Raw genomic sequence first — 24,079 nt, 5'->3', positions numbered from 1 at the left:
CAGTGAATGTGAGAACCGTGAATTACTAGGCTGTGTCCCTTAATTGCATAACTTCTTGTAAAAGAGTCGGATGCAGCCCAGTTTCACCATCGACAGATAATTTCTCGCCGTTTTGTCGTAGCGTGTGGCGATACGCCGGTACTCTTTTAACCGACCAAAACATCTCTCCACTACGTTGCGGCGGCGGTAAACGTCACTGGCGAACCGTGAGCGTCCGTCAGAAGCCATTTTTTCATTAGATTTTCGCGGGATAACTACTTTTATCCCTTTTCGTTTCAGTTCGTTACGAAGCGCATGCCCTGAATAAGCTTTGTCAGCCAAAACCGCATAACCACGGCGCTTCATGCTGCCGTTCTGACGCTGAACACCAATACCATCCAGCAGGCGTAATGCGAACTGGCTCTCGTGAGCCTGTCCGGGACTCAGCACAATGTTTAGCGGGAGACCGCCTGCATCTGTCGCCAGATGGATTTTGGTGCCAAAACCACCGCGAGAGCGACCCAGCCCATTATCTCCGGTGATATCGGGATGTTTTTTTGAGCACCGGCAGCACATTTCAGCGCACGGATATTACTGCCATCCAGCGCAGTAGCAGACCAATCAACAAGGCCATGTGCATCAAGCAATGAAAGTAACCTGTTGAAAATAATGTTAATGACACCAGATTTAGACCACCGATTAAAGCGATTATAAACCGTTTTCCAGGAGCCATATCGCTCAGGTAAATCGCGCCATGGCGCACCAGAACACAACACCCAGAACATACCGTTGATGACTTTACGATGCTCAGCCCATGGGCGTCCGGCTCGTGGGGATGTAGGTTCAGCAGGCAGTAGGGGCTGGATGATGCTCCATGCTTCATCGGGAAGATCGTATCGGGCCATATCTCAAAGTGTTGTGGAAATAAGTAGTTACTATAGCTCAGATTATTAAGGGACACAGCCTAAGTAATACAAAACGGATGGGGGAAGCGCCACAGCAGCGGGAAATCACCCGGCTGTGCATCCAGTGCGCACTGCTGCTATTACAGCATGGCGCAGAGAGTATGGTCGTGGAACAGCTATCGTCACGGCTGGGTATGGCGCTGGGTGCTGATAGCGTTGAGAGTTCCATCTCGGCAAACTCGATTGTCCTGACCACCATCATGCAGGGACATTGCCTGACGTCGACACGAAAGAATGTGGACCGCGGCATTAACATGCACGTTGTCATTGAAGTTCAGCATGCGGTCATCATGGCCGAGCATAAACTGCTGGATGTGGCGGGAGTGGAAAAGCGTCTGGGGAACATCAAACCCTTGCGCTACCCGCGCTGGCTGATGGTTTCGGTTGTGGCGCTCTCCTGCGGCTGCTTCAGCCGTTTGAATGGCGGCGGGTGGGACGCGTTTATCGTCACGCTGATTGCCAGCGGTCTGGCGATGTATGTTCGGCAGGTCTTTACGGCGCGACACCTGAATCCGTTGATCAACTTCTGCATTACGGCATTTGTCGCCACGTCGGCATCCGGGCTGTTGATGCGTTTACCCACTTTTTCTCAAACCTCTACAGTGGCGATGGCGGCGAGCGTGCTGCTGTTGGTTCCCGGTTTTCCGCTGATTAACGCCGTGGCGGATATGTTTAAAGGGCACGTGAATACCGGTCTGGCGCGCTGGACGGTGGCGAGTTTACTGACGCTGGCAACCTGTATCGGTGTAGTGATGGCGTTATCACTGTGGGGGTTACGCGGATGGGCTTAAGTTTACTGTGGGCGCTCTTGCAGGATATGGTGCTGGCGGCTGTTCCGGCGTTAGGGTTTGCGATGGTCTTCAATGTTCCGCTAAGAGCATTGCCTTATTGTGCGCTGCTGGGCGGCGTCGGGCACGGCGTACGGTTTCTGGCGGTCCACTTCGGTATGAATATTGAGTGGGCATCGTTTTTGGCGGCGATCCTGATAGGTATCATCGGTATTCGTTGGTCACGTTGGCTGTTAGCGCATCCGAAAGTCTTTACCGTCGCGGCCGTAATCCCGATGTTTCCGGGGATTTCTGCCTACACGGCGATGATTTCGGTAGTGGAAATTTCGCATCTTGGCTACAGCGAGGCGCTGATGAACGTCATGGTGACGCATTTCCTGAAAGCGAGTTTTATCGTTGGCGCGCTCTCTATCGGCCTGTCTTTACCGGGAATCTGGCTCTATCGCAAACGGCCGGGAGTATAAAACTCTTATATTACGTTTCGGTCTCGTATCTATATCGACGAGCGAAAGGGCTTTCCGTATAGTGTCAGCAATTTTCTGACCTACAGGGTTTTTTCACCATGGTTATTAGTTTGATTGCTGCACTGGCAGTGGATCGCGTAATCGGTATGGAAAACGCGATGCCGTGGCATTTGCCCGCCGATCTGGCATGGTTTAAGCGTAATACGCTGAATAAGCCGATTATTATGGGGCGTAATACTTTCCGTTCTATCGGTCAGCCGCTGCCCGGCCGGCTGAATATTGTCGTCAGTAATCATCCCGGTGATGACGATCGTGTGACCTGGGTCTCTTCGCTGGATGCTGCGCTGGCGGCGGCGGGTGACGTTGATGAAGTGATGGTGATTGGCGGCGGCAGTATTTATCAACAAATGCTGGCGCAGGCTAACCGTCTTTACCTGACGCACATTGACGCTGAAGTGGAAGGCGACACGCATTTCCCTGACTATGAGCCGGATGAATGGCAGTCTGTTTTCAGCGAATTCCATGATGCTGATGAGCGCAACTCACACAGTTACTGCTTCGAAATTCTGGAACGCCGCTAACCGCGCTTTCCTGCTATAGCGTCCTGTCAATAAATACGGATCGCTCACCAAACCCGCCTTGTCGCGGGTTTTTTCGTTTCTGAGCTGATGCTTTATTTCCCCGCCTGACAGCTTTTCCAAATGGCGTGTCTCAGCCAGCGATGTGCAGGATCGCTCTCGCGTCGTGTGTGCCATACCTGCTGGAAGGCAAAGTCGGGTATTGTGAACGGCGGCGGAAAAATGTGTAAATCTGGCGTGTTAACTTGCGCCATGCTGCGCCGCGCGGCGGTTAGAATCAGGTCAGTATCGGCAATGAGATTGATGGCGGCATGCCAGTGGGGCAGGGTCAGCACGACATTGCGCGTCAGGCCGTTTGCAGCCAACGCGTTGTCAATTTCATTGGCAGAATCGGGATGCATGGTGACCAGAATATGTGGCCGTTCCAGCCATGCCTCAAACGGCAGTGTACCGTTTTCCGGCAGCGTGGCGCGATCTGCCAGACAGGCAAACTGTTCTTCAAAAAGAAGCGCGGCGTGCACCTCGGGCGGACGATCCGGAAAAACGCCGAGGCCTAAGTCGATTTCGCCATCGATCAACTGTGCCAGCATCATTTCACGACCGGCATGACTGACGGCCAGTGAAATGCCGGGTGCCTGTGCGCGCAGATGCTGCATGAGCGTTGGCAAGACGGCATTCGTACCGTAATCGGAGAGCGCTAAACGGAAATGCCGCGTGGTATGACGCGGATCGAACTGCGGTGTCTGGATGAGGCCGTTCAACTGATCCAGCGCCTGTTCCAGCGGGTCGAGTAGCGCCTGAGCGCGGGTCGTCAGCGTCAGGCCAATTTCACGCCGGACGAGCAGTGGATCGTTAAAAATCTGGCGCAGCTGTGCTAATGAATGGCTGACGGCAGGCTGGCTGCGGTGCAGACGCAGCGCCGCCCGCGTGACGTGTTTTTCCGTCAACAGTGCGTACAGCGTTAACAACAGATTCATATCAATACGACGCAAATCATCCATTGTGCGCATGCCTTACGTATGAATTACGAATTTCCATTAGTTTAATGGATGATTGAGTATTGGAACATCCCAATTATGTTGTGAAATTTATAGTGTGAACGAGGGGGTTCCATGTCGTTATTCTCTTCTTTTTCTCTCTCATTATTGCTGTCGCTGGGCATTGCTGTACTTGCAGGGAGCATTGTGCCTTTTCAGGCTGCCAGTAATGCTGCGCTGGGACGTGCGTTAGGTCACCCGCTTTGGGCAACGCTGGCCTCACTGCTGGTCAGTATCTGCGTGCTGTTACCGATCCTGTTTGCTGCCCGGATACCGATGCCTGCGGTTGGTTCTGCTTTGCAAGGATCGTGGTGGATCTGGCTGGGCGGCGTGGCGGGTGTCGCTTATATCACCGCTGCGTTATTGCTGACGCCAAAGCTCGGCGCTTCAGGCTTTATTGTCTGTGTGATTGCGGGTCAGGTTGTGGCATCGCTGATTATCGATCATTTTGGTTTGATGGGGCTGGCCGTGAAGCCTGCAACGCTAGGGCGGATTGCAGGGGTCGCGTTAATCGTCCTTGGGATGCTGGTGGTGCAATGCTCTGCGGTTTCTCAACCGCTGACAACATCCGCCGTTGAGGCTCCTAAGCTCCCACAGTGAGGATATCTCTTCGCTGTGCTGTGCAAGCGAGTCACATTTCCGTCATCTGCCATCGTTAGTATAAGAACGTGTGATGGTTAACATCGCTAAATCGAAATGCAGGTAAGTCGACATATCGTTAAGTCGCTGTGTTTGATAGACTGGAGACAGTAAGCATGACGAATAGAAATAGCACGTTGAATACTGACCGTCTGAGCGATCCACGTCGCCGTGAATTACCGCCAGGCAACGTAAAAACTGTTGGTCTGGCTGGATTTCTTGGCGGGGGTATCTGGTCGATTCCTACCGAGGCGGCAGCCGTTCCGCCAGCCAAAAACGTTCAGCCTGGGACAGCTTTCCCTTTTCTATGACAGTAGTACGGTTGCGATAGTCTGAAGACATTCGCGCATCCGATCAGGACGCGCTATCGCCAGAGAGGTCGGCAGTTGATGAAAGCGACGGTTGCGTGAAATAGCGCTTATCGTCCCAACGCAGCATCGTCAGTTCTCCCCCCCAACAGCACCCGGTATCCAGTGCGTAAATATTTTCCGGTGTGCCTTTCCCTTCCAGCGAAGCCCAGTGACCGAAGGCAATAGCATATTCCCCAGCAATCTGGCTTGGCAGATCAAACCACGGTTTTAGCAGAGAAGGTGCCTGACTCGGCGGCTCTTTACAGAGCATATCCAGTTGCCCACCGGAGAAGCAGTAGCGCATACGGGTAAAGACGTTGGTGCTAAAGCGTAGGCGAGCCAGACCGCTCAGCTCCGGGCTCCAGTGGTTCGGCATATCGCCATACATGGCATCGAGGAAAAGCGGGTAGCTGTCGCTGCTCAGGATCGATTCGACTTCACGTGCGCACATGAGTGCAGTCGGCAGATCCCACTGCGGCGTGATGCCCGCGTGCGCCATCACCAGCTTCAGATCGTCATCAGCCTGTAGGATCGGCTGGCGGCGTAGCCAGTTGATGAGCTCATCTGCATCCGGCGCAGTGATGAGATCGCTGATACGATCTTTCGGTTTGTTACGGCTGATGCCAGCATAAACGGCCAACAGGTGCAGGTCGTGGTTGCCGAGCACCATGCGGACAGAAGCACCGAGAGAACGAACGAAGCGCAGAACCTGAAGCGAATCCGGCCCGCGTGCGACTAAATCGCCGGTTAACCACAGCGTATCTTGCTCAGGAGTAAAGGAAACTTGCGCCAATAGCGCTTTGAGTTCAACTAAACAGCCGTGAACATCGCCAACTAAATAGGTAGACATAATTAATGTATCAGTGAAGGGATAGCCAGTCGGAAAACGGGGATAGAAACCTGAAACGCTTTACCCTGATGGTCGGTCATATGGTAGTGGCCTTCCATCGTGCCGAGGGGCGTTTCGATGACGGCACCGCTGGTATATTGGAATTCGCTGCCAGGGTGGATAATCGGCTGTTCGCCGACCACGCCTTCCCCCTGAACTTCAGTCTGTCGGCCGTTACCGTTGGTAATCAGCCAATAGCGTCCCAAAAGCTGGACTTCATGACGCCCCAGATTGCGAACCGTAATCGTGTAAGCAAACACGAAACGTTCTTCATCAGGCTCCGATTGTGATTCCACGTAGAAGCTCTGAACCTGTACACAAACACGGGGCGCATTAATCATGATGAACTCCAGTTATTCCTGTTTTGCAGGATGCTCGCTTAACCAGTTTGCCAGTCGGCAATACTGCTCAACGGTCACATTCTCTGCGCGGCTGGTGGCATCGATCCTCAGCTCGGTGAGCACGTCTGGGGTAAACAGATTGCCCAGACTGTTACGCAGTGTCTTACGACGCTGGTTAAACGCTTCAGTGGTGATGCGGCTCAGTACGCGAATGTCGCTGACCGGGTAGGGGATCTCGGCATGGGGGACGAGTCGCACTACGGCAGAATCAACTTTAGGTGCGGGCTTGAACGCCTCCGGCGGCACTTCAAGCACCGGAATCACCTGACAATAATACTGTGCCATAACGCTCAGGCGTCCGAAAGCTTTGCTGTTCGGCCCAGCGACCAAACGGTTAACCACTTCTTTCTGCAACATAAAGTGCATGTCGCGGATAGATTGAGTATAGCTGAACAGGTGGAACATCAGCGGTGTGGAAATATTATACGGCAGGTTGCCAAAAACGCGCAGCGGTTGGCCGGCTTGCTCAGCGAGCGCGGCGAAATCGATCGTCATGGCATCTTGCTGAATAATAGTCAGCTTATCTTTCAGCGTCGGATGTGTTTCCAACCGCGCGGCCAGATCCCTGTCCAGTTCAATCACGGTAAAACGATCCATTCGTTCGCCGACAGGCGCGGTCAGTGCGCCGAGGCCGGGGCCGATCTCTACGACGGCTTGACCCGGCTGAGGATGAATAGCCGAAACGATGCTATCGATCACGAAGTGATCGTTTAAAAAGTTTTGCCCAAAACGTTTACGGGCGAAGTGACCTTGGTGTACGCGATTATTCATTACTGTGTTTTATCATTTTAATGGCAAGATTTAATGCCGTGATGAAGCTGCCAGGGTCGGCACTGCCCGTTGCGGCCAGCTCAAGCGCTGTACCGTGGTCAACAGATGTGCGGATAAAAGGTAACCCCAGCGTGATATTAACGGCGCGCCCGAAGCCCTGATATTTCAGAACCGGGAGCCCTTGATCGTGGTACATCGCCAAAACGGCGTCAGCGTGTTGCAGATATTTGGGCTGGAAAAGGGTGTCGGCAGGTAGTGGCCCAACCAACGTGATGCCCTGCTGACGAAGTTCGTCCAGCGCTGGGTTAATCACATCCAGCTCTTCACGGCCCATATGGCCGCCTTCTCCGGCATGAGGATTCAGGCCACAGACATAAATCTGCGGTTGAACGATGCCGAATTTTGTCTGCAAATCATGATGCAAAATAGTGATGACTTCGTGCAGGCTCTGACGGGTGATAGCCGCAGAAACGGCGGCAAGCGGCAGATGCGTGGTCGCTAGGGCAACACGCAGCTCTTCCGTCGCCAGCATCATGACGACGCGGTCACAGTGGCTGCGATCGGCGAAAAATTCAGTGTGTCCACTGAACGGGACGCCGGCATCGTTGATAATGCCCTTATGTACCGGGCCGGTAATCAGCGCGGCAAATTCACCGTTCAGGCAACCATCGCAAGCTCGCGCCAAGGTGTCAACGACATAAGCGCTGTTAGAGACATTCAATTGGCCTGGAATGACGGTTGCCGGTGCGGCGATTGGCAGGATGGTGAGGCTACCTGCCTGCTGTGGCTGTGCGGGGTGACCGGGTTGATAGTCACGCAGCGTCAGCGGCATAGACAATTGCAGCGCGCGACTGAGTAGCAGCTCGGGATCCGCACAGATGACCAGCTCCACAGGCCAGGCCTGCTGAGCCAGAGCAATCACCAGATCGGGGCCAATCCCGGCGGGTTCGCCGGGGGTGATCACAACGCGTGGCGTATTGCTCTCAGTCTGCATGAGTTTCAATCTGCATTAGTTTCAATCAGCATTAGTTAGTCGCGCCATTAATCACTTTGACATAGGCCGATGCACGCTGTTCCTGCATCCAGGTTTGTGCTTCTTCGGCGAATTTACGATTAAAGATCATACGGTACGCCTGCTCTTTTTGTGCCGCGTCGGTTTTATCCACCTGGCGGGTATCCAGCAACTGAATCAGATGCCAGCCAAAAGAGGAATGAACAGGCTGGCTGATTTCGCCTTTCTTCAGTTTCAACAACGCATCGCGGAAGGCCGGATCGTACATATCTGGAGAAGCCCAGCCAAGATCGCCGCCCTGATTTGCTGAACCGGGATCCTGAGAGAGCAGTTTGGCTTGCGAGGCGAAATCGGTGCTGCCGTTTTTGATCTGCTGTGCTACTTCGGCCAGCTTGGCTTGCGCCTGACTGTCCGTCATGACGACGGAAGGTTTGATCAGAATATGGCGAGCATGGGTTTCAGTTACCGATACGCTTTTGTTACCACCGCGAATATCGTTCACTTTCAGAATGTGGAAACCTACGCCAGAACGGATTGGGCCGACGATTTGGCCTTTTTGCGCCTGAGTTAAGCGCTCGGCAAACAGCGTTGGGATCTCTTGCAGTTTACCCCAGCCCATCTGGCCGCCTTTCAGCGCCTGAGAGTCAGCCGAATAGGTGATGGCCAACTTACCAAAATCCGCGCCTTCATTGATTTGTTTCACCAGAGAGGTTGCCAGATTTTCTGCCTCATCAACCTGCTGCTGAGTCGGGTTTTCCGGCAGGGGGATCAAAATGTGGCTCAAGTTCAGCTCATCATTTTCACCGGTCTGGTTGGCGATCTGCTTCGCTAGCGTATCGACTTCCTGCGGCAGTACCGTCACGCGACGACGGACTTCGTTGTTACGGACTTCCGAGATCAGCATCTCTTTGCGAATCTGGTCACGGTAGGTGTTGTAGTTCAAACCTTCGTAGGCCAACTGGCTTTTTAGCTGGTCCAGAGACATACGGTTCTGAGAGGCAATATTGGCAATCGCCTGATTCAGTTGCTCATCGTTCACCTGAATCCCCATCTTCTGCGCCATTTGCAGGATGATGTTGTCCATGATCAAACGCTCGGTAATCTGATGGCGCAGCGTGGCATCATCCGGCAATTGTTGCCCGGCCTGCTGGGCGTTCAGTTTTACCGACTGCAAAAGCGCATTGACATCACTTTCCAACACAACGCTGTTGTCGACCACTGCTGCGACTTTATCAACCACCTGTGGTGCTGCGAACGCGGTAGAGGCACTCAGTGCCAATCCGAGAATAAGCGTTCTCCAGTTCTTCATACCTTTCCCATTATTTCATCCGCAAGGCGGGTTAAAGTTCCAACATTGCTGTAAGACAGCCTGTTTGTTTTTGCTACATCCTTATCGGCTTAGCACTCTGGATGACATCAGAATGCGCGCTGGTAAGGCAAAATACCTGAACGCAGCATTTTGTCGGAACCCAGACTGTAATTACTGCTTAAACCACGTAATTCGATATTAAACGACACTTTGTTGTCGTATTCGCTGCTGCGGCTAACGCTGTTCCAGTCGGTAATTTTACGCTCATAACCGACGCTCACGGCCCAGCAGCAGGTGTTGTACTGTAAGCCAATGAGCTGGTTCGCCGGCTGATTGGCCTTGGTGTCGTAATAATAAGCACCCACCACGGCCCAACGCTCGACAATCGGCCAGCTCGCGGTGATACCGACCTGCGAGATACCTTGCTGGAAGCCAGGGTTCGTGACATTAGGGATCATGTCTCGAATATATTCTGGGCTCGCGTAACGATAATTCAGCTGCACCAGACGTTCCGCATCACGACGGTATTCTAACACGGCGTCGCCCAGCGCGATTTCGTTCAGGCGATTGTCATACTGTAGACCTCCGCGAACACCCCATCTGTCATCGATTTTCAGGAAGGAGTCACCTGCCCATACCTGGCTACCGTTGTTATCGCTTTTATCGAGCGCAGTATTGCGATCCCCTGTGCGTGGGCGATCGAAGTAATAGATTTGACCAATAGAAGCGTTAAAACGTTCAACCAATGCGTCATCATAAATACGTGTAGTGACACCAGTCACTAGTTGATTCGCTGATGCAATACGATCCAGACCACTGTAACTGCGATCGCGGAACAGGCCGGAATAGTCGGTCTGCATCAGCGTAGAATCGTAGGTATGAATACTGCTCTGGTCGCGATAAGGCACATAGAGGTATTGCGCACGAGGCTCCAACGTCTGAGTATAAGCCTGCGACCAGTCCATTTCGCGCTCAAAGACCATCTTGCCATCGACTTTATATTGCGGCATTACGCGATTCACTGAATCTTTTAGTGCATTTTTTGAATCTTGTATCTCTTGAGAGCTACTTGGTGTCGCACGGTAACGATCGAGATTATCTTGTTGATAATGTGTCGCCAAGAGCTTGGCTTCAGTATTTAGGCTGGCCCAGCGATTTGCTAACGGCAGATTCAGCGTGGGTTCAACGTGCAGACGTGTCGCTTCTGGCCGACTATTGTTGACGTTAGTAAATTTTACCGCCTGACCATAAAGATGCATATCAACCGGGCCGATATCATTCTGGTAGTAATTGATATCGAGCTGCGGCTCAGCACGATAGACATCGCGGCTGGTCGCATTGGAAAAGACCTGGAACTGTTTGGTGGATAGCGCAGTGTCCCAGTTTTGGTTCGCATAGCCTACGCTCAGTTTTTGGGTGACGTAGCCATCGGTGGTTGACCCGTAATTCGAGTCCAGATCGGTGAAGTAGCGGTCATCGCTGACTTTGGTGTAGTCCGCGTTAAAACGCCACACCTGATCCATCACGCCGCTGTGGCCCCAATGGAACAGCCAGCGGGTGTCGTTACTATCCTGTGGGGCGACTTTGGCGTATTCATTGTCACTAGGAAGCCAGTCTAACTGAATCACGCCGAGGCCTGGCGTGGTCAGGTAGCGGAATTCGTTCTGCCACTGCATACCACGTTTAGTTTGCAGGTGCGGTGTGATCGTGGCGTCAAAATTAGGCGCGATGTTCCAGTAATAAGGCGTCAGCAGTTCAAAGCCGTTGCTGCTGCCATATTTCGCATTGGGGATCAGGAAGCCAGAGCGTCGTTTATCGCCGATAGGAAGCTGCAAATACGGGCTATAGAACACAGGTACGCCAGCAATCTTGAAACGCGCGTTCCAGATTTCAGCAACCTGCTCTTCTCTGTCTTGAATCACTTCCGAACCGACGACACTCCAGCTATTATCTCCCGGCAGACAGGAAGTGAAAGAGCCGTTTTCCATAATAGTGTAGCGATTGCTGTCACGCATTTTCATTTTGTCGGCGGAACCACGCCCTTGACGGCCCACCATCTGATAGTCGCCTTCATAGACGTCGGTATCTTTGGTGTTCAGGTTGGCCCAGGCTTTAGGGCCTTTCAGGATAACCTGATTGTCATCATAGTGGACATTTCCCGTCGCGGTAATCGTCCGCGTGGGTGTGCCGCCCTGCGTTGCCGGATCCAACTGATTCAGTTCCACCTGCTCGGCAGTCATGACGCTGTTGCCCTGCTGGATGTTAACATTACCAGTGAATTTGGCGCTGTCTGGATAGTTGGCTTCGGTTTTATCGGCCTGAATGTTGACCGGTAGTTGATTGGGATCGCCAGTGACCAGCGGTCTGTTGTACGTGGGTACACCCAGCATGCACTGTTCAGCGAGATCGGCCAGCGCGTGCTGGCTGTAAAGCGCCGACCAAACCAGAGTGGCCAGCAGAGTTGGGAAACTTTTTTTCATACGCAGTATTAGGTGTTCCGTCATCAGGGGCATCATGCCGGCAAACGGTCAGAGACTATATCACTCGTTAGCGTTGCGCCAGTGTTAAATCCCCACCGCCTATACGCACCGCCGTTAGGTGCAAAGATAAATGACAGGTATGATAAAGCAATTTTTGGCTGACGGCATGAGGATTTGAGGAGTATATGCGGTATTGGGGAAAGTTGCTGGGGTTAGCATTGGGAATCGTCTCAAGCGCTGGCATCTGGGGAATGATCATGGGTTTACTGATGGGGCATTGGATTGACAAAGCCCGGGCATCGCGTCGCCGTGATTATTTTTCGGCTCAGTCTACTCGCCAGTCCTTGTTCTTTCTCACGACCTTTCAGGCTATGGGGCACCTGACCAAATCCAAAGGCCGGGTGACGGAAGCTGATATCAAGATTGCGACCAAAATGATGGATCGCCTTGAGCTATTTGGTGAAGCCAGAAGCGCGGCTCAACAGGCTTTCCGCGAAGGGAAGGCTGGTCATTTCCCTTTGCGCATAAAATTACGCAAGCTGCGCGATGCCTGTCTGGGACGCTTTGATTTAATTAAGATGTTTCTGGAAATTCAGCTTCAGGTCGCGTTTGTTGATGGTGTTTTGCACCCGAATGAGCGACGTGTGTTGTACGTGATTGCCGATGAGCTGGGCGTGACGCGCGAACAGTTTGAGTTCTTCCTGCGCAATATGGAAGGAACCTCGGGGCAACAGTCCCGGCAGAATCAGTCACGACAGAACGGTAAATCGCATCAGCGTCGTAATAATGGCTATTCCAACGGTCACTCTTATGGCGGTCAGCGTCCGGCGTCACCGCCACGTGGGCCAACGGTCGAAAGCGCCTGCCGTACGCTGGGGGTGCGCAGTAGCGATGATGCCGCGACGATTAAGCGTGCTTACCGTAAACTCATGAGCGAGCATCATCCCGATAAGCTGGTCGCCAAGAAGTTGTCGCCGAGGATGATGGAGATAGCCAAGCGCAAAGCGCAGGATATTCAGGCGGCCTATGAACTGTTGAAAAGCGCGAATCAAGCAAAATAACCCGCACCTTTCCCTTCTTTTTACTTCCCCGTTTTACCGCTCTACCACATTCGATGTGCAAATACCGTCGGCACGGTTGCCTCAGAAATCCGCTTCGCAACGAAAGTGCATCGGGGTATTGAAAGCCGGGTGCGTGATAGCCAATTCTTGTGCGTGCAGCAACAGGCGGGGCGCCATCGCTTTAGCATCAGGATGTGCATAAAAGCCATCGCCGAGGATCGGGTGGCCGAGTGCCAGCAGATGAACGCGCAGTTGATGGGAGCGTCCCGTAATCGGCATCAGCTTGACGCGTGTCGTACCGTCATCGTCGCGTGAGAGTACCTGATATTCTGTCTGTGCCGCTTTGCCTGTTTCAAAGCAGACTTTCTGTTTTGGGCGGTTCGGCCAGTCGCAGATAAGCGGAAGGTCGATGACGCCTTCATCCTGTGCCATATGCCCCCAGACGCGGGCAAGGTAGGATTTTTTCGGTTCGCGTTCGCGAAACTGGCGCTTTAGTTCACGCTCGGCGGCCTTTGTGAGTGCGACGGCAATGACGCCGCTGGTCGCCATATCCAGACGATGAACGGATTCGGCTGTGGGATAGTCAGCCTGAATGCGGCTCATCACGCTGTCTTTGTGTTCTGGCGCACGGCCGGGAACCGACAGCAAACCGCTGGGTTTATTCACCACCATGATGTGCTGATCCTGGTAAAGAATGTGCAACCAGGGATCGGTAGGCGGATTATAGGGTTCCATCGGAGCACCTTCAGACAACATATACTGTGTGATATTAGGGAGAACACGGGGATGAGGTTCCCGCAGGGAGACCTCGCCCCGTGGTATGCCCGTGTATCTCGATTTTGCAAACAACGTGTCTTTATAACAGCGGTATGAGGTTTATGCCTATACCGCTGTCAGAAACGTTTACTGGTGTGTAACCACCACCAGACGAATCGCATCCAGACGCCAGTTAGCCTCATGGAGATTGCTCAGCACCTGCTCACGCTGGTTTTCCAGCGCAGTCAGTTCATCTTCACGAATATTAGGGTTGACGGCTTTCAGCGCTTCCAGACGCTCCAGCTCGCGGCGCAATTGCAGGTCAGCCTGCTCCTGTGCGTCGGTAATCAGCTGGCGTGCCTGCGTTTCGACTAACGCTTCCGCCTGCTGCAACATCGCGTGAACATCGGCCTGTACCGCATTCACCAGCTTGCTGGACGTATGACGGTTTACCGCGTTGAGCTGGCGGTTGAAGCTCTCAAACTCAACCTGAGCCGCCAGATTGGTCCCTTTACGATCCATGAGCAGGCGAACCGGCGTTGGTGGCAGGAAACGGGTCAGTTGCAGGTGTTTTGGCGCCTGTGCTTCTACAACGTAAACCAGTTCAGCCAGCAGTGTGCCGACCGGCAGGGCTTTATTTTTCAGCAGCGACACCGCACAGCTTCCGGTATCGCCGGACAGCACCAGATCGAGCCCGTTACGGATGAGCGGGTGCTCCCAACTGATAAACTGTGCATCTTCGCGGGAAAGGGCCTGATCGCGATCGAACGTGATCGTACAACCGTCCTGCGGCAGGCCAGGGAAATCCGGCACCAGCATATGATCGGATGGCGTCAGGACGATCAGGTTATCGCTGCGATCTTCCTGATTGATGCCAACAATATCAAACAGGTTCAGCGCGAATGTCACCAGATTGACGTCATTATCCTGCTCGGCGATGGCCTGTGCCAACTGCTGCGCCTGTTCGCCACCGTTAGAATGCATTTCCAGCAGACGATCGCGGCCTTGTTCAAGCTGCTGTTTCAGGCTGTCGTGCTGCTGTCGGCAGGTGTGAATAAATTCATCCAGCCCTTGCTGTTCACCGACGGTCGTCATGCGCTCGATCAACTGCGTATGGTGCGCATCATAGATGGTGCGACCTGTCGGGCAGGTGTGCTCAAACGCGTCCAATCCTTCGTGATACCAGCGCACCAACATGGCCTGCGCGGTATTTTCCAGATACGGCACCAGAATCTGAATTTCTTTTGCTTGCCCGATACGGTCCAGACGGCCGATACGCTGTTCCAGCAGATCGGGGTTAAACGGCAGATCGAACATCACTAAATGGCTGGCAAACTGGAAGTTACGGCCTTCAGAACCGATCTCTGAACAGATCAGCACCTGTGCGCCTTCTTCTTCGGAAGCAAAATACGCGGCAGCGCGGTCACGTTCCAGAATTGACAGACCTTCATGGAAAACGGCGGCGCGAATCGCTTCACGCGTACGCAGCACTTGCTCCAGTTGTAGCGCCGTGGCGGCCTGCGCACAGATCACCAGCACTTTTTCATCACGGTTGGCGGTCAGATAGTTCAACAGCCATTCCACGCGCGGGTCGAAGTTCCACCAGGTCGCATCGTCCCCTTCGAGCTGTTGATAAATTTGTTCCGGGTACAGCATGTCGCGGGCGCGCACTTCCAGCGTCTTATTCGCGTTCATAATGCCGGATACTTTAATGGCCGTTTGGTACTGGGATGGCAGCGGCAGACGGATTTGATGCAGGATACGCTTTGGGAAACCTTTAACCCCCTGACGCGTGTTACGGAACAACACGCGGCTGGTGCCGTGGCGATCCATCAGCATGGCGATCAGTTCCTGACGCGCCTTCTGATTATCATCGCTGTCGCTGTTAATGGCTTTTAGCAGCGGTTCGATGTCCTGCTCGCCCAGCAGATCGCTCAGCGCATTCAGTTCAGCCGTTTGGGCTTTTTCACCCGCTAATAACAGCGTGACCGCATCGGCGACCGGACGATATTGCTGCTGCTCGGCAAGGAATTCCTGATAATCGTGGAAACGGTTAGGATCGAGCAGGCGTAAACGCGCAAAGTGGCTCTGTTGACCAAGCTGTTCCGGCGTTGCGGTTAACAGCAGAACGGCCGGAGTGGCGCGTGCCAGCGTTTCAATGGCCTGATATTCCGGGCTAGGGCTTTCTTCGCTCCAGACCAGATGGTGAGCTTCATCCACCACCAGCAGATCCCAATCTGCGTTGACGAGTTGCGAAAAACGCTGGGCGCTGCGCTGCACAAATCCCAGTGAGCAGATAACGAGCTGTTCGGTTTCAAACGGGTTGCTGCTGTCCAGTTTGGCTTCGGCATAGCGCTCGTCGTCAAACAGTGAGAACAGCAGATTAAAGCGGCGCAGCATTTCAACCAGCCACTGATGTTGCAGGGTTTCCGGTACGATAATCAGCACACGACTGGCACGACCCGCCAGCAACTGCTGATGGATGATCATACCGGCTTCAATGGTTTTCCCCAGACCGACTTCGTCCGCCAGCAAGACGCGTGGCGCATGACGTTGGCCGACTTCGTGAGCGATATGGAGCTGATGAGGGATGAGGCTGGCACGCATGCCGCGTAACCCGACCTGTTGCTGTAGCGCCTGCTCGTTTTGATGCTTGCGGGCGCGATAGCGCAGGGCAAAGCGATCCATACGATCAATCTGCCCGGCGAACAGACGATCTTGCGGTTTATTGAACGTCAGTTTGCTGTCCAGAAAGACTTCACGCAGTTCTGCTGGCGTTTCATCATCCAGACGCTGGCCGCAATACACCAGTAACCCTTTTTCTTCTCGCACGTCATCAACTTTGAGTTGCCAGCCTTCATGGCTGGTGACGGTGTCGCCGGGGTTGAACATCACGCGGGTGATGGGGGCGTCGCTGCGGGAATAAAGTCGGTTTTCACCGCTGGCAGGAAAAAGCAGCGTTATCATACGCGTATCGACGGCAACAACCGTTCCCAGTCCAAGTTCGCTTTCCGTATCGCTGATCCAGCGCTGACCAAGTGTAAAAGGCATAAATTCTTAGCTCGATTTTCGTCTGTTCGGGGGAATGTCTGATTACATTACCGGGTGCCGATAATGTTGCTGATGCAAATTCAGAAAGGGCGTTATGGTAATGGATGACGGTGCGTTCGTCACCCCTCAAACTTGCTGTACCGCGAATTAACCCCTTTCATTTAAAGACAGAAATACGCGTCACTTAAAAACATAAATATGCGCCACTCAAAAACATAACTACCGGTCATGTAAAAACAGGAATACCCGCTAGCTAACGCCTTGATCCCTGACGTTTAAAACAGACCCATCTGGCCTGTTACCAGTGTAGCAAAATCATCATGCAGGAAAGGCAAAATAGCGTCCGCGACTGGCTGGAGCTGGCGTTCGACATAATGCTGATAATCCAGCGGCGAATGCCGGGTTTCCAGCGGCTCGGGGCCATTCACGGTCATCACATAGCTGATCCAGCCGCCGTTTTGGTATTGCAACGGCCGCCCCTGTTGGCGGTTATAGTCATCGGCGATTTTTGCGGCTCTGGCATGGGGCGGCACGTTGCGTTGGTAATCATCCAGTCGGCGGCGTAAGCGTTTACGGTAGATCAGCAGATCGTCGAACTCCCCGTTCAGGGTGCGATCGACATAATCCCGCAGCCACTCCTGATACGGCTGTTGTTGAAAAATCAGCAGATAGAGCTGCTGTTGAAACTGTTGCGCTAGCGGTGTCCAGTCAGTGCGCACGGTTTCCAGCCCTTTGAACACCATCTTTTCGCCTTGCGGCGTGTCGATGAGCCCGGCGTAGCGCTTCTTGCTGCCTTGCTCGGCACCGCGAATCGTTGGCATCAGGAAGCGGCGAAAGTGCGTCTCAAACTCCAGTTCCAGCGCGCTGGTCAACTGCTGGGTGTCGTGCAAGTGCTGTGTCCACCACTGGTTAACGTGCTGCACCAGCGTTTTGCCAATCGCTGTCGCTTCTTCTTCGCGATGCGCGTGTTTCAGCCAGACGAATGTGGAGTCGGTATCGCCATAAATCACTTGATAGCCTTGTTCTTCGATCAGTTCGCGCGTTTTGCGCATGATTTCATGGCCACGCAGGGTGATGGAGGAGGCGAGGCGCGGATCGAAGAAGCGGCAGCCTGTGGCACCGAGTACGCCGTAAAAGGCATTCATGATGATCTTGAGCGCCTGCGACAGCGGCTTATTATTGGTGCGCTTCGCGGCTTCACGCCCTTGCCAGATTTGCTCGACAATCGCGGGCAGGCAGTGCTGCTCGCGGGAGAACCACGCACCGCGAAAGCCGGGGACGGCGTGCTGTGCGTCTGGATTTTGTGTTCCCACAGCCAACCCGACCGGATCGATTAAGAATGTACGGATGATGGAAGGGTAGAGGCTTTTATAATCCAGCACGAGCACCGAATCATACAGGCCGGGACGCGAATCCATCACAAATCCACCAGGGCTGGCTTCAAGCGCGACATCGCCCAGATTGGGCGCCACGTAACCCATGCGGTGCATGCGCGGTAAATAGAGGTGGGAAAAGGCGGCAACGGAACCGCCGCTGCGGTCTGCTGCTAGTCCGGTGACGCTGGCGCGTTCCAGTAAGAAAGGCAGCAGTTCGGTTTTGTCGAAAATACGCGTGACCAGTTCGCAGTCTTGCAGGTTATAGCGCGCGAGCGCGGGTTTATCTTCGGCAAAACGTCGGTCAATCTCATCCATCCGCTGATAGGGCGTGTCGATGGCTTTGCCTTCCCCCAGCAGGGACTGCGCAACAAATTCCAGACTAAACGACGCAAAATTCCACGTCGCGGATTTGAGCGCTTCAATGCCGTCAATAATCAGGCGGCCCGTGGCGCTGGCAAAGAAATGCCCTTGCTTAAAACCGTGTTCCCGCCATTCTAACGCCTGCCCATTGCGCCCCAGCTTGAGCGGAATGTTGTAGCGCTCGGCATGTTTCTGCAAGACGCGCAGGTCAAACTGCACCAGATTCCAACCGATAATGGCATCGGGATCGTGCTGCTGCATCCAGACATTCAGCTTCTCCAGCAATTGCGGGCGGCTGGCGACGTACTCCAGCGTAAAATCCTCCTGCTCGGCTGGCGTGCCGTTCGGCGGGCCGAGCATGTAAACCTGACGCTGCCCGCAGCCTTCCAGCCCGATGCAGTAAAGCTCGCCGTGGCGGTTGGTTTCGATATCCAGCGACACCAGCCTGAGCGTCGGGCGGTAATCGGGATGAGGTTTCATTCGAACATCCGTCAGCAGGCCGTCTGACGTGGGCGTACCGCTAAACCACACCGGTGCCGTGATAAAGCGTTCCATCAGAAAGCGCTCCGTCGGGCGAATATCGGCTTCGTAGATTTGAACGCCACCTTCACGCAGCAATTTCTCTAGCCGCAGCAACTGCCGGTATTGTGGGCAATACAGCCCCAATAGCGGCTGATGGTGGAAATCCTGCATAGCGAGCGGTTTTAACTGCCAGCGTTTTTCCTGCTGTAAGAGCGTTCTTGCACGAGTTTCCTGCTGGGCGGGAATAAAAGCAATGGCCTGCTGTAGCGGCAGACGAGCCAGTTGCGGCCCCTCATCGGTGGCCAGCCAGAATTCAACCTGTGTACCAGTTGGTGTGTCATTCCAGTGGCGGGTCAGCAGAAACCCCTGACGAACCTGAGTCACTAAGCGGCCTTTTATAGCGAGCGGGATAAGAAAGGATAGTAGGAGTAAGTATGGTTATTTATACAGGTGATGTCCAGCGTCCTGCGACATCACCGATATACCGATATAAAGAGGAGAGGAATTGGTGTTAACTCTCGTTGCCGGAGGCAGACACCACGCGGTTGCGGCCTTCTTGTTTGGCTTGATACAGCGCTTCATCCGCCAGTTTGAAGGTGCGCTCGATCGACATGTTGTTGACGCCCGGTTCCCACAGGGCAACGCCTAATGAGATGGTGATATTACCCACGACAGGAATGGTTGCTTCCTCCATGCGCTGCCGCAAGCGTTCAGCAATGCTAAGTGCGATATCGAGGCTGGTTTCCGGCAGCAGGATCAAAAATTCTTCACCGCCGCTGCGGCATAGAATGTCGGAATCGCGTGAGCTGGTACGAATAAGCTGTGAGAGATAGCGAATGACATTATCGCCGACATCATGACCGTAGGTGTCATTGATGCGCTTGAAGCGATCGATATCCAGCGCGATGATCGAAAAACTTTTTTGTCCCATCTGCCAGTAGCGCAGAACGCTATCCAATCCACGGCGATTGAGCAACTCGGTCATCGGGTCTGAGTGTGCCTCCGAACGTAACTTACCAATTTTGCGCTGAAGTAAATCGATGCCGAGCAGCATAGCCTGTTTAAGCTGAGAGGCCTCGAAATACCAGGAGGGAATATTTCTGATGTCGTCGGAGACATCCGTCGCATCCATCTTATTGGCGCTGCGCGCCAGCAGCCACAGCGGCTGGGCGATGAGCCGGGCAAGCAGCCAAACGCCGAAGATAGTTAAAAATGCGAGAGGGAGCGTGTGGCGCAGGACATTTAGCATCAGGCCATCCAGCGGTTTCAGCGTAATGTCCGTTGGACGGAGCGCTACAATCTGCCACTGCGAGGTCGACTCAACGGCATAGCCCGCTAGCATCTTCTCACCCAGATAGTTCACCATATGCTGGCTACCATTCTTCTCATGCTGTGCGTCGATCTCTAGGTTATTGGTCTCTGTTTTACCAATTCGCTCGATATCGCGGTGATACAGCATTTTTTTGTTCTTATCGATGACGTAAATATAAGAACCGTCGCGGTAATAATGTTTGTCCAAGAGCGTATTGAGAACGCTGGGCTGCTTGAGGTAGATCGATCCACCGATAAACCCTTTGTAACGGCCATCTCGCGTGAAGATCGGTGCAGATATCAGCACAATGAAGTTATTGGCGGCAGATAGATAGGGGTGGCTGATAAGAGGCTGCTTTTCTCGTAAGGCTTCGAGTGCGCCTTCGGTGGTCAGGCTTCTCCCAATCAATTGAAACGTATCGGGTGAGGTGGCTCTGACGATACCTTTTTCATCAGCAATAACGACAGAGTTGAAATTGCTGGTCTGTAGCCGCAGACGGTCGGCTTCTTTAAGCAGGCTGGCCTTATCATCCATCTGGGGGGCGACGATATTGGCGCTGTAGGCTAACTGCTGCTGGGCTTCTTTAAAAAAAGAGTGGGTCATCGCTGCGAGTTTGGTGGCATAAACCCGGTTGGCTTCAAGCGTGTTATCAATCAGCAGCTCTCGTTGGACGCGGTAGCTGGCATAAAAACTGTTTGCCAGCGTCACCAATGCGCTCGCTACTGCCAGAAGTAGGATAAGACGTCGTAATCCGAAATGGTTGAATCGTTTAAAAAACTTGAATTGTTTAAAAAACATAGTGGCAGTGTGGCACAGTGGCAAAAAATGACCGCTATCATAAGTGTTGGCGCCCGGAGGTGCAAAAGAATTGACCAACAATCAGGAGTTGACGGCTTCTGCTATGATCCAGACAATCCTTGTTTTTATAAAATACGGGTAGGTTTATGGAAGCGTGGCTGGATCATCTGGTTACCCAATCGTTAGCGTATTCACTGATCGCCGTCATGCTGGTTGCCTTTCTGGAATCACTGGCGCTGGTGGGGTTGTTGTTGCCGGGAACGGTGATGATGGCAACGCTGGGCGCGCTGATCGGTAGCGGACAAATGGGGCTTTATCCGGCATGGGCGGCCGGTATCATCGGTTGCCTGCTAGGTGACTGGATTTCCTATTTTATTGGCATGCGTTTTAAGGCACCCCTGCATAACTGGTCTTTCCTGAAAAAGTATCAGGCGTTGCTGAATAAAACCGAATATGCCCTGTATCAGCATCCGATGCCGACGATATTGATCGGGCGTTTTGTTGGCCCGACGCGCCCCCTTATTCCGATGGTGGCGGGGATGCTGGGGCTACCGCCTTATAAATTTGCCGTACCGAATATCATTGGTTGCCTGCTGTGGCCGCCGGCCTATTTCTTACCCGGTATTCTGGCTGGCGTGGCGATTGATATTCCCGCAGGGACGAACAGTACGGGGTTTAAGTGGTTGTTATTATTCACAGCTGTCGTCGTGTGGGTCGCTGGCTGGCTAAACTGGCGCTGGTGGCACAGCGATAAGCGCAAACAGCATGACTGGTTTAGCAGAACGATGCCGCTCAGACGTCTGCGTTGGGTGGCGCCTGGCGTGTCCATAGCGGCAGTCGCGTTGTTGATCGTGTTGATTCAGCATCCGCTGATGCCGGTTTATCGTCATCTGCTGTGGCAGGTATTAAACGGGTAAAAGTGTTAAACGGGTAAGCGTGGGCTGGCCGGGAGAGACCCGGCCAAACTATCTATATCGCGGTAAAATGCGTAGTGGTAAAACTCGTAGTAGTAAAGTTAATCACGGTAACATTCACTAGCGGTAAAATTCGGCGACCTGCTCGAAAATACGCATTTCTTCACCGTGGCGACGAACCTGAAGGACGTCCTCCAGCTTTTCCACCTGACTGATCATCTGCTGTAGTCGCTGGTCATCTTTAACCAGTAGCCAGATGCGACTTTCCTCGCCGCTTGCCAACGGCATACACAGAATGCCTTCCACGTTAAATGCCCGACGGGCAAACAGACCGCAAACGTGTGACATGACGCCAGGGTGGTTGCGCACAGAGAGCTCTAGCGTGACCTGATTTGACGTTACTGGTGTTAACGACATTGCTTGTGTTAGCGACGTTTGTTGAGTGGACATAGTCATTAATCTCCGATCATATCGATGTTTGCTGCGCCCGGTGGCACCATCGGGAAAACTTTCTCATTGGCGTCAATGCGTACGTGGATCAACGCGGGTCCCGGTTGATTCAGTATCTCCTGCAACGCGGCCTGTGGATCGGCGGCTGCGTTCAGATCGCAGGTCGCAAAGCCAAAACCTGCGGCAATCGCGAGGAAATTTGGACTGTAACGGTAATCGGCAGCGAAAATGCGCTGCTGGAAAAACAGATCCTGCTGCTGATGAACCAGACCGAGTGACTGGTTGTTCATCAGAACGATTTTGACGTTAAGCCCTTCTTCTGCCGCGGTTGCCATTTCCTGAATGTTCATCATCAGGCTGCCATCTCCAGAGAAGCACACAACGGTGCGCTCGGGTTCAGCCAACGCTGCGCCAACTGCCGCAGGCAAGCCAAAGCCCATCGTCCCAAGCCCGCCTGATGTCAGCCACTGACGTGGACGCCGCAGCGGATAAGATTGAGCGACCCACATTTGGTGCTGGCCGACATCGGTTGCGATGATGGCATCATCCGTCAGTGCCTGCGCCGTGGCCTGTACCAGTCCATAATGGCTTAAGGGATCGTCAGCATTCGGCATGTTGAACGGAAACTCCTCTTGCAGCCCGCTAACGGTGGTGCGCCATACGTCACGCTGTTGCGGCGTAATCTGTGGCAGCAAGCGATCCAGCGCCTGTGCGACATCCGCGTTGATCGCCACGTGCGGTTGGCGGATCTTGCCCAATTCTGCGGGATCGATATCGATGTGAATGATGCTGGCCTGCGGGCAAAACTGTTCCGCTTTGCCAATCGCGCGATCGTCAAAACGCGCACCCAGCACAATTAACAAATCTGCCTGCTGTAAGATCAGATTGGTTGATCGTGCGGCGTGCATCCCCAGCATCCCGAGCGACAGCGGGTGATCGACGTGCATCGCACCCAGCGCCATCAGCGTCATGGTGGTTGGCAGGCTGGAACGCTCCGCCAGTTGAACCGCCTGTTCGTGCGCGGCGCTGCTAATGATTCCACCGCCCAGATAGAGCACCGGACGCTGAGCCGCGTTAATCATGGCAGCAGCCCGCTCGATCTCCTGCTGCGCGATGGTGGGTGGCGTATCGAGAGGAAAGACGCCCGGCAGTTCGCTTAGCTCAATGGTTGCAGTCTGGATGTCTTTTGGAATATCGATCCACACCGGGCCGGGACGCCCCGACTGCGCGATACGAAAGGCTTCCGGGATCACGCGTGGCAGATCGTTGATGTCGCGAACGAGATAGTTATGTTTGGTGACGGGAATAGAGATGCCGTAGGTATCGACTTCCTGAAACGCATCGGTGCCGATCATGCCAGAAGATACCTGTCCGGTAATACACACCAGCGGGATTGAATCCAGTTTGGCATCGGCAATCGCGGTGAGCAGGTTGGTTGCGCCCGGCCCGCTGGAGGCCATGCAAACGGCGGCACGCCCACTTGCACGCGCCATACCTTGCGCCATAAACCCAGCGCCTTGCTCATGGCGAGCCAAGACGTGGCGGATCGTCTTACTTTGTCCCAGAGCATCATATAACGGCAGCGCCGCGCCGCCGGGAATACCCGCTACGGTGGTGATGCCCTGCTGTTCGAGCAGCCGAACAATTAACTGAGCGCCTGTATAACGCATGCTTACATCCTTCATCAGGGCCGGTGCGGTGTCGGAGCGGGGAGGGTTGAAACAAGAAACCCCGCTCGGCTGGCGCCGGCGGGGTTTGAGAATCTGGTTTGGATTCGGAACCCGTTACGGCGCGCTGCCGACGACGACCACGACGAC

Annotated in this window: 21 protein-coding genes; 7 read left to right on the top strand and 14 right to left on the bottom strand. The window is 53.8% G+C overall.

Going from position 1 to position 24,079, the window contains the following annotated elements; all coding sequences use genetic code 11:
* Nucleotides 1-39 precede the first annotated feature (39 nt).
* A protein-coding gene (locus LCF41_RS18525) for an IS5 family transposase (RefSeq protein ID WP_225085161.1) occupies nt 40-884 on the bottom strand; the annotation gives its coding sequence in 2 pieces (ribosomal slippage) (nt 40-539 and nt 539-884; 846 coding nt in all).
* Between the two features lie 77 nt (nt 885-961).
* Between LCF41_RS18525 and LCF41_RS18520 the strand changes: the two genes are divergently transcribed.
* The 3 genes from LCF41_RS18520 to folA all read left to right on the top strand — a co-directional run bounded on the left by LCF41_RS18520 (nt 962) and on the right by folA (nt 2,777).
* A complete protein-coding gene (locus LCF41_RS18520) occupies nt 962-1,735 on the top strand; it encodes a threonine/serine exporter family protein (protein ID WP_225085823.1) in 774 nt (257 codons plus the stop codon).
* Nucleotides 1,726-2,196: a threonine/serine exporter gene (locus LCF41_RS18515; RefSeq protein ID WP_180741494.1), complete on the top strand. Its 471-nt coding sequence runs from the start codon at nt 1,726-1,728 to the stop codon at nt 2,194-2,196. Before LCF41_RS18520 ends, LCF41_RS18515 begins: the two co-directional genes overlap by 10 nt.
* Nucleotides 2,197-2,294: 98 nt before the next feature.
* Complete coding sequence (folA, locus tag LCF41_RS18510; RefSeq protein WP_225085822.1) at nt 2,295-2,777, top strand: type 3 dihydrofolate reductase; 483 nt, start codon at nt 2,295-2,297, stop codon at nt 2,775-2,777.
* Between the two features lie 92 nt (nt 2,778-2,869).
* On the opposite strand, the gene LCF41_RS18505 is transcribed toward folA, so the two are convergent.
* The gene (locus tag LCF41_RS18505; RefSeq protein WP_225085821.1) at nt 2,870-3,775 is read right to left on the bottom strand and encodes a LysR family transcriptional regulator; all 906 of its coding nucleotides are present in this window, start codon (nt 3,773-3,775) and stop codon (nt 2,870-2,872) included.
* A gap of 111 nt (nt 3,776-3,886) precedes the next feature.
* On the opposite strand from LCF41_RS18505, the gene LCF41_RS18500 reads away from it, so the two are divergent.
* On the top strand, nt 3,887-4,411 hold the full coding sequence (locus LCF41_RS18500) for a DMT family transporter (protein WP_225085820.1): 525 nt from the start codon (nt 3,887-3,889) through the stop codon (nt 4,409-4,411).
* A gap of 155 nt (nt 4,412-4,566) precedes the next feature.
* Nucleotides 4,567-4,761: a hypothetical protein gene (locus LCF41_RS18495; RefSeq protein WP_225085819.1), complete on the top strand. Its 195-nt coding sequence runs from the start codon at nt 4,567-4,569 to the stop codon at nt 4,759-4,761.
* Nucleotides 4,762-4,804: 43 nt separating this feature from the next.
* Here LCF41_RS18495 and apaH read toward each other — a convergent pair whose 3' ends face one another.
* The 6 genes from apaH to lptD form a co-directional block, all read right to left on the bottom strand.
* Nucleotides 4,805-5,650 (bottom strand): bis(5'-nucleosyl)-tetraphosphatase (symmetrical) ApaH, encoded by an 846-nt coding sequence (gene apaH, locus LCF41_RS18490; protein WP_225085818.1) that lies wholly within the window; start codon nt 5,648-5,650, stop codon nt 4,805-4,807.
* Nucleotides 5,651-5,652: 2 nt separating this feature from the next.
* Nucleotides 5,653-6,030 carry a Co2+/Mg2+ efflux protein ApaG gene (apaG, locus tag LCF41_RS18485; RefSeq protein WP_015841767.1) on the bottom strand — a complete coding sequence of 126 codons (378 nt, stop codon included), beginning with the start codon at nt 6,028-6,030 and terminating at the stop codon, nt 5,653-5,655.
* 12 nt (nt 6,031-6,042) lie between these two features.
* A complete protein-coding gene (rsmA, locus tag LCF41_RS18480) occupies nt 6,043-6,861 on the bottom strand; it encodes a 16S rRNA (adenine(1518)-N(6)/adenine(1519)-N(6))-dimethyltransferase RsmA (protein WP_225085817.1) in 819 nt (272 codons plus the stop codon).
* Nucleotides 6,854-7,855 carry a 4-hydroxythreonine-4-phosphate dehydrogenase PdxA gene (gene pdxA / locus LCF41_RS18475; RefSeq protein ID WP_225085816.1) on the bottom strand — a complete coding sequence of 334 codons (1,002 nt, stop codon included), beginning with the start codon at nt 7,853-7,855 and terminating at the stop codon, nt 6,854-6,856. The genes rsmA and pdxA overlap by 8 nt, the downstream gene beginning before the upstream one ends.
* A 31-nt stretch (nt 7,856-7,886) precedes the next feature.
* Entirely contained in the window at nt 7,887-9,182 is a 1,296-nt protein-coding gene (surA, locus tag LCF41_RS18470) for a peptidylprolyl isomerase SurA (RefSeq protein WP_225085815.1), read from the bottom strand.
* Between the two features lie 107 nt (nt 9,183-9,289).
* Nucleotides 9,290-11,698 (bottom strand): LPS assembly protein LptD, encoded by a 2,409-nt coding sequence (lptD, locus tag LCF41_RS18465; RefSeq protein ID WP_225085814.1) that lies wholly within the window; start codon nt 11,696-11,698, stop codon nt 9,290-9,292.
* A 149-nt stretch (nt 11,699-11,847) separates the two neighbouring features.
* On the opposite strand from lptD, the gene djlA reads away from it, so the two are divergent.
* Nucleotides 11,848-12,723 carry a co-chaperone DjlA gene (gene djlA / locus LCF41_RS18460; RefSeq protein ID WP_225085813.1) on the top strand — a complete coding sequence of 292 codons (876 nt, stop codon included), beginning with the start codon at nt 11,848-11,850 and terminating at the stop codon, nt 12,721-12,723.
* A gap of 81 nt (nt 12,724-12,804) precedes the next feature.
* Here the strand turns inward: djlA and rluA are convergent, their stop codons facing one another.
* From rluA to LCF41_RS18440, 4 genes are all read right to left on the bottom strand, one after another.
* Entirely contained in the window at nt 12,805-13,458 is a 654-nt protein-coding gene (rluA, locus tag LCF41_RS18455; protein WP_225085812.1) for a bifunctional tRNA pseudouridine(32) synthase/23S rRNA pseudouridine(746) synthase RluA, read from the bottom strand.
* Between the two features lie 168 nt (nt 13,459-13,626).
* Nucleotides 13,627-16,530, bottom strand: coding sequence for an RNA polymerase-associated protein RapA (gene rapA, locus LCF41_RS18450; RefSeq protein WP_225085811.1), 2,904 nt, complete (start codon nt 16,528-16,530; stop codon nt 13,627-13,629).
* A 275-nt stretch (nt 16,531-16,805) separates the two neighbouring features.
* Nucleotides 16,806-19,172 carry a DNA polymerase II gene (locus LCF41_RS18445; RefSeq protein WP_225085810.1) on the bottom strand — a complete coding sequence of 789 codons (2,367 nt, stop codon included), beginning with the start codon at nt 19,170-19,172 and terminating at the stop codon, nt 16,806-16,808.
* Nucleotides 19,173-19,299: 127 nt separating this feature from the next.
* Nucleotides 19,300-20,898, bottom strand: coding sequence for a sensor domain-containing diguanylate cyclase (locus tag LCF41_RS18440; protein ID WP_225085809.1), 1,599 nt, complete (start codon nt 20,896-20,898; stop codon nt 19,300-19,302).
* 146 nt (nt 20,899-21,044) lie between these two features.
* On the opposite strand from LCF41_RS18440, the gene LCF41_RS22210 reads away from it, so the two are divergent.
* On the top strand, nt 21,045-21,815 hold the full coding sequence (locus LCF41_RS22210) for a DedA family protein (RefSeq protein WP_250160540.1): 771 nt from the start codon (nt 21,045-21,047) through the stop codon (nt 21,813-21,815).
* A 117-nt stretch (nt 21,816-21,932) separates the two neighbouring features.
* Here LCF41_RS22210 and ilvN read toward each other — a convergent pair whose 3' ends face one another.
* Nucleotides 21,933-22,262 (bottom strand): acetolactate synthase small subunit, encoded by a 330-nt coding sequence (gene ilvN, locus LCF41_RS18425; RefSeq protein ID WP_225085808.1) that lies wholly within the window; start codon nt 22,260-22,262, stop codon nt 21,933-21,935.
* Nucleotides 22,263-22,267: 5 nt separating this feature from the next.
* On the bottom strand, nt 22,268-23,932 hold the full coding sequence (ilvB, locus tag LCF41_RS18420; protein WP_225085807.1) for an acetolactate synthase large subunit: 1,665 nt from the start codon (nt 23,930-23,932) through the stop codon (nt 22,268-22,270).
* Nucleotides 23,933-24,079: the final 147 nt, after the last annotated feature.

The sequence above is a fragment of the Pectobacterium colocasium genome, from assembly GCF_020181655.1.
In the GTDB taxonomy this organism is placed as follows: Bacteria; Pseudomonadota; Gammaproteobacteria; order Enterobacterales; family Enterobacteriaceae; genus Pectobacterium; species Pectobacterium colocasium.
Note: the sequence above shows the minus strand (reverse complement) of the source record. Positions and strands in the feature narration are given on the sequence as shown.

Excerpts from the sequence above, each read along its gene's own strand:
- LCF41_RS18495 (WP_225085819.1), top strand. The coding sequence starts at position 4,567 with ATGACGAATAGAAATAGCACGTTGAATACTGACCGTCTGAGCGATCCA.
- ilvN (WP_225085808.1), bottom strand. The coding sequence starts at position 22,262 with ATGTCCACTCAACAAACGTCGCTAACACAAGCAATGTCGTTAACACCA.
- LCF41_RS18515 (WP_180741494.1), top strand. The coding sequence starts at position 1,726 with ATGGGCTTAAGTTTACTGTGGGCGCTCTTGCAGGATATGGTGCTGGCG.
- LCF41_RS18500 (WP_225085820.1), top strand. The coding sequence starts at position 3,887 with ATGTCGTTATTCTCTTCTTTTTCTCTCTCATTATTGCTGTCGCTGGGC.
- rapA (WP_225085811.1), bottom strand. The coding sequence starts at position 16,530 with ATGCCTTTTACACTTGGTCAGCGCTGGATCAGCGATACGGAAAGCGAA.
- rsmA (WP_225085817.1), bottom strand. The coding sequence starts at position 6,861 with ATGAATAATCGCGTACACCAAGGTCACTTCGCCCGTAAACGTTTTGGG.
- folA (WP_225085822.1), top strand. The coding sequence starts at position 2,295 with ATGGTTATTAGTTTGATTGCTGCACTGGCAGTGGATCGCGTAATCGGT.
- ilvB (WP_225085807.1), bottom strand. The coding sequence starts at position 23,932 with ATGCGTTATACAGGCGCTCAGTTAATTGTTCGGCTGCTCGAACAGCAG.
- LCF41_RS18440 (WP_225085809.1), bottom strand. The coding sequence starts at position 20,898 with ATGTTTTTTAAACAATTCAAGTTTTTTAAACGATTCAACCATTTCGGA.
- apaG (WP_015841767.1), bottom strand. The coding sequence starts at position 6,030 with ATGATTAATGCGCCCCGTGTTTGTGTACAGGTTCAGAGCTTCTACGTG.
- LCF41_RS18505 (WP_225085821.1), bottom strand. The coding sequence starts at position 3,775 with ATGGATGATTTGCGTCGTATTGATATGAATCTGTTGTTAACGCTGTAC.
- surA (WP_225085815.1), bottom strand. The coding sequence starts at position 9,182 with ATGAAGAACTGGAGAACGCTTATTCTCGGATTGGCACTGAGTGCCTCT.
- LCF41_RS22210 (WP_250160540.1), top strand. The coding sequence starts at position 21,045 with ATGGAAGCGTGGCTGGATCATCTGGTTACCCAATCGTTAGCGTATTCA.
- djlA (WP_225085813.1), top strand. The coding sequence starts at position 11,848 with ATGCGGTATTGGGGAAAGTTGCTGGGGTTAGCATTGGGAATCGTCTCA.
- LCF41_RS18520 (WP_225085823.1), top strand. The coding sequence starts at position 962 with ATGGGGGAAGCGCCACAGCAGCGGGAAATCACCCGGCTGTGCATCCAG.
- rluA (WP_225085812.1), bottom strand. The coding sequence starts at position 13,458 with ATGGAACCCTATAATCCGCCTACCGATCCCTGGTTGCACATTCTTTAC.
- lptD (WP_225085814.1), bottom strand. The coding sequence starts at position 11,698 with ATGATGCCCCTGATGACGGAACACCTAATACTGCGTATGAAAAAAAGT.
- apaH (WP_225085818.1), bottom strand. The coding sequence starts at position 5,650 with ATGTCTACCTATTTAGTTGGCGATGTTCACGGCTGTTTAGTTGAACTC.
- pdxA (WP_225085816.1), bottom strand. The coding sequence starts at position 7,855 with ATGCAGACTGAGAGCAATACGCCACGCGTTGTGATCACCCCCGGCGAA.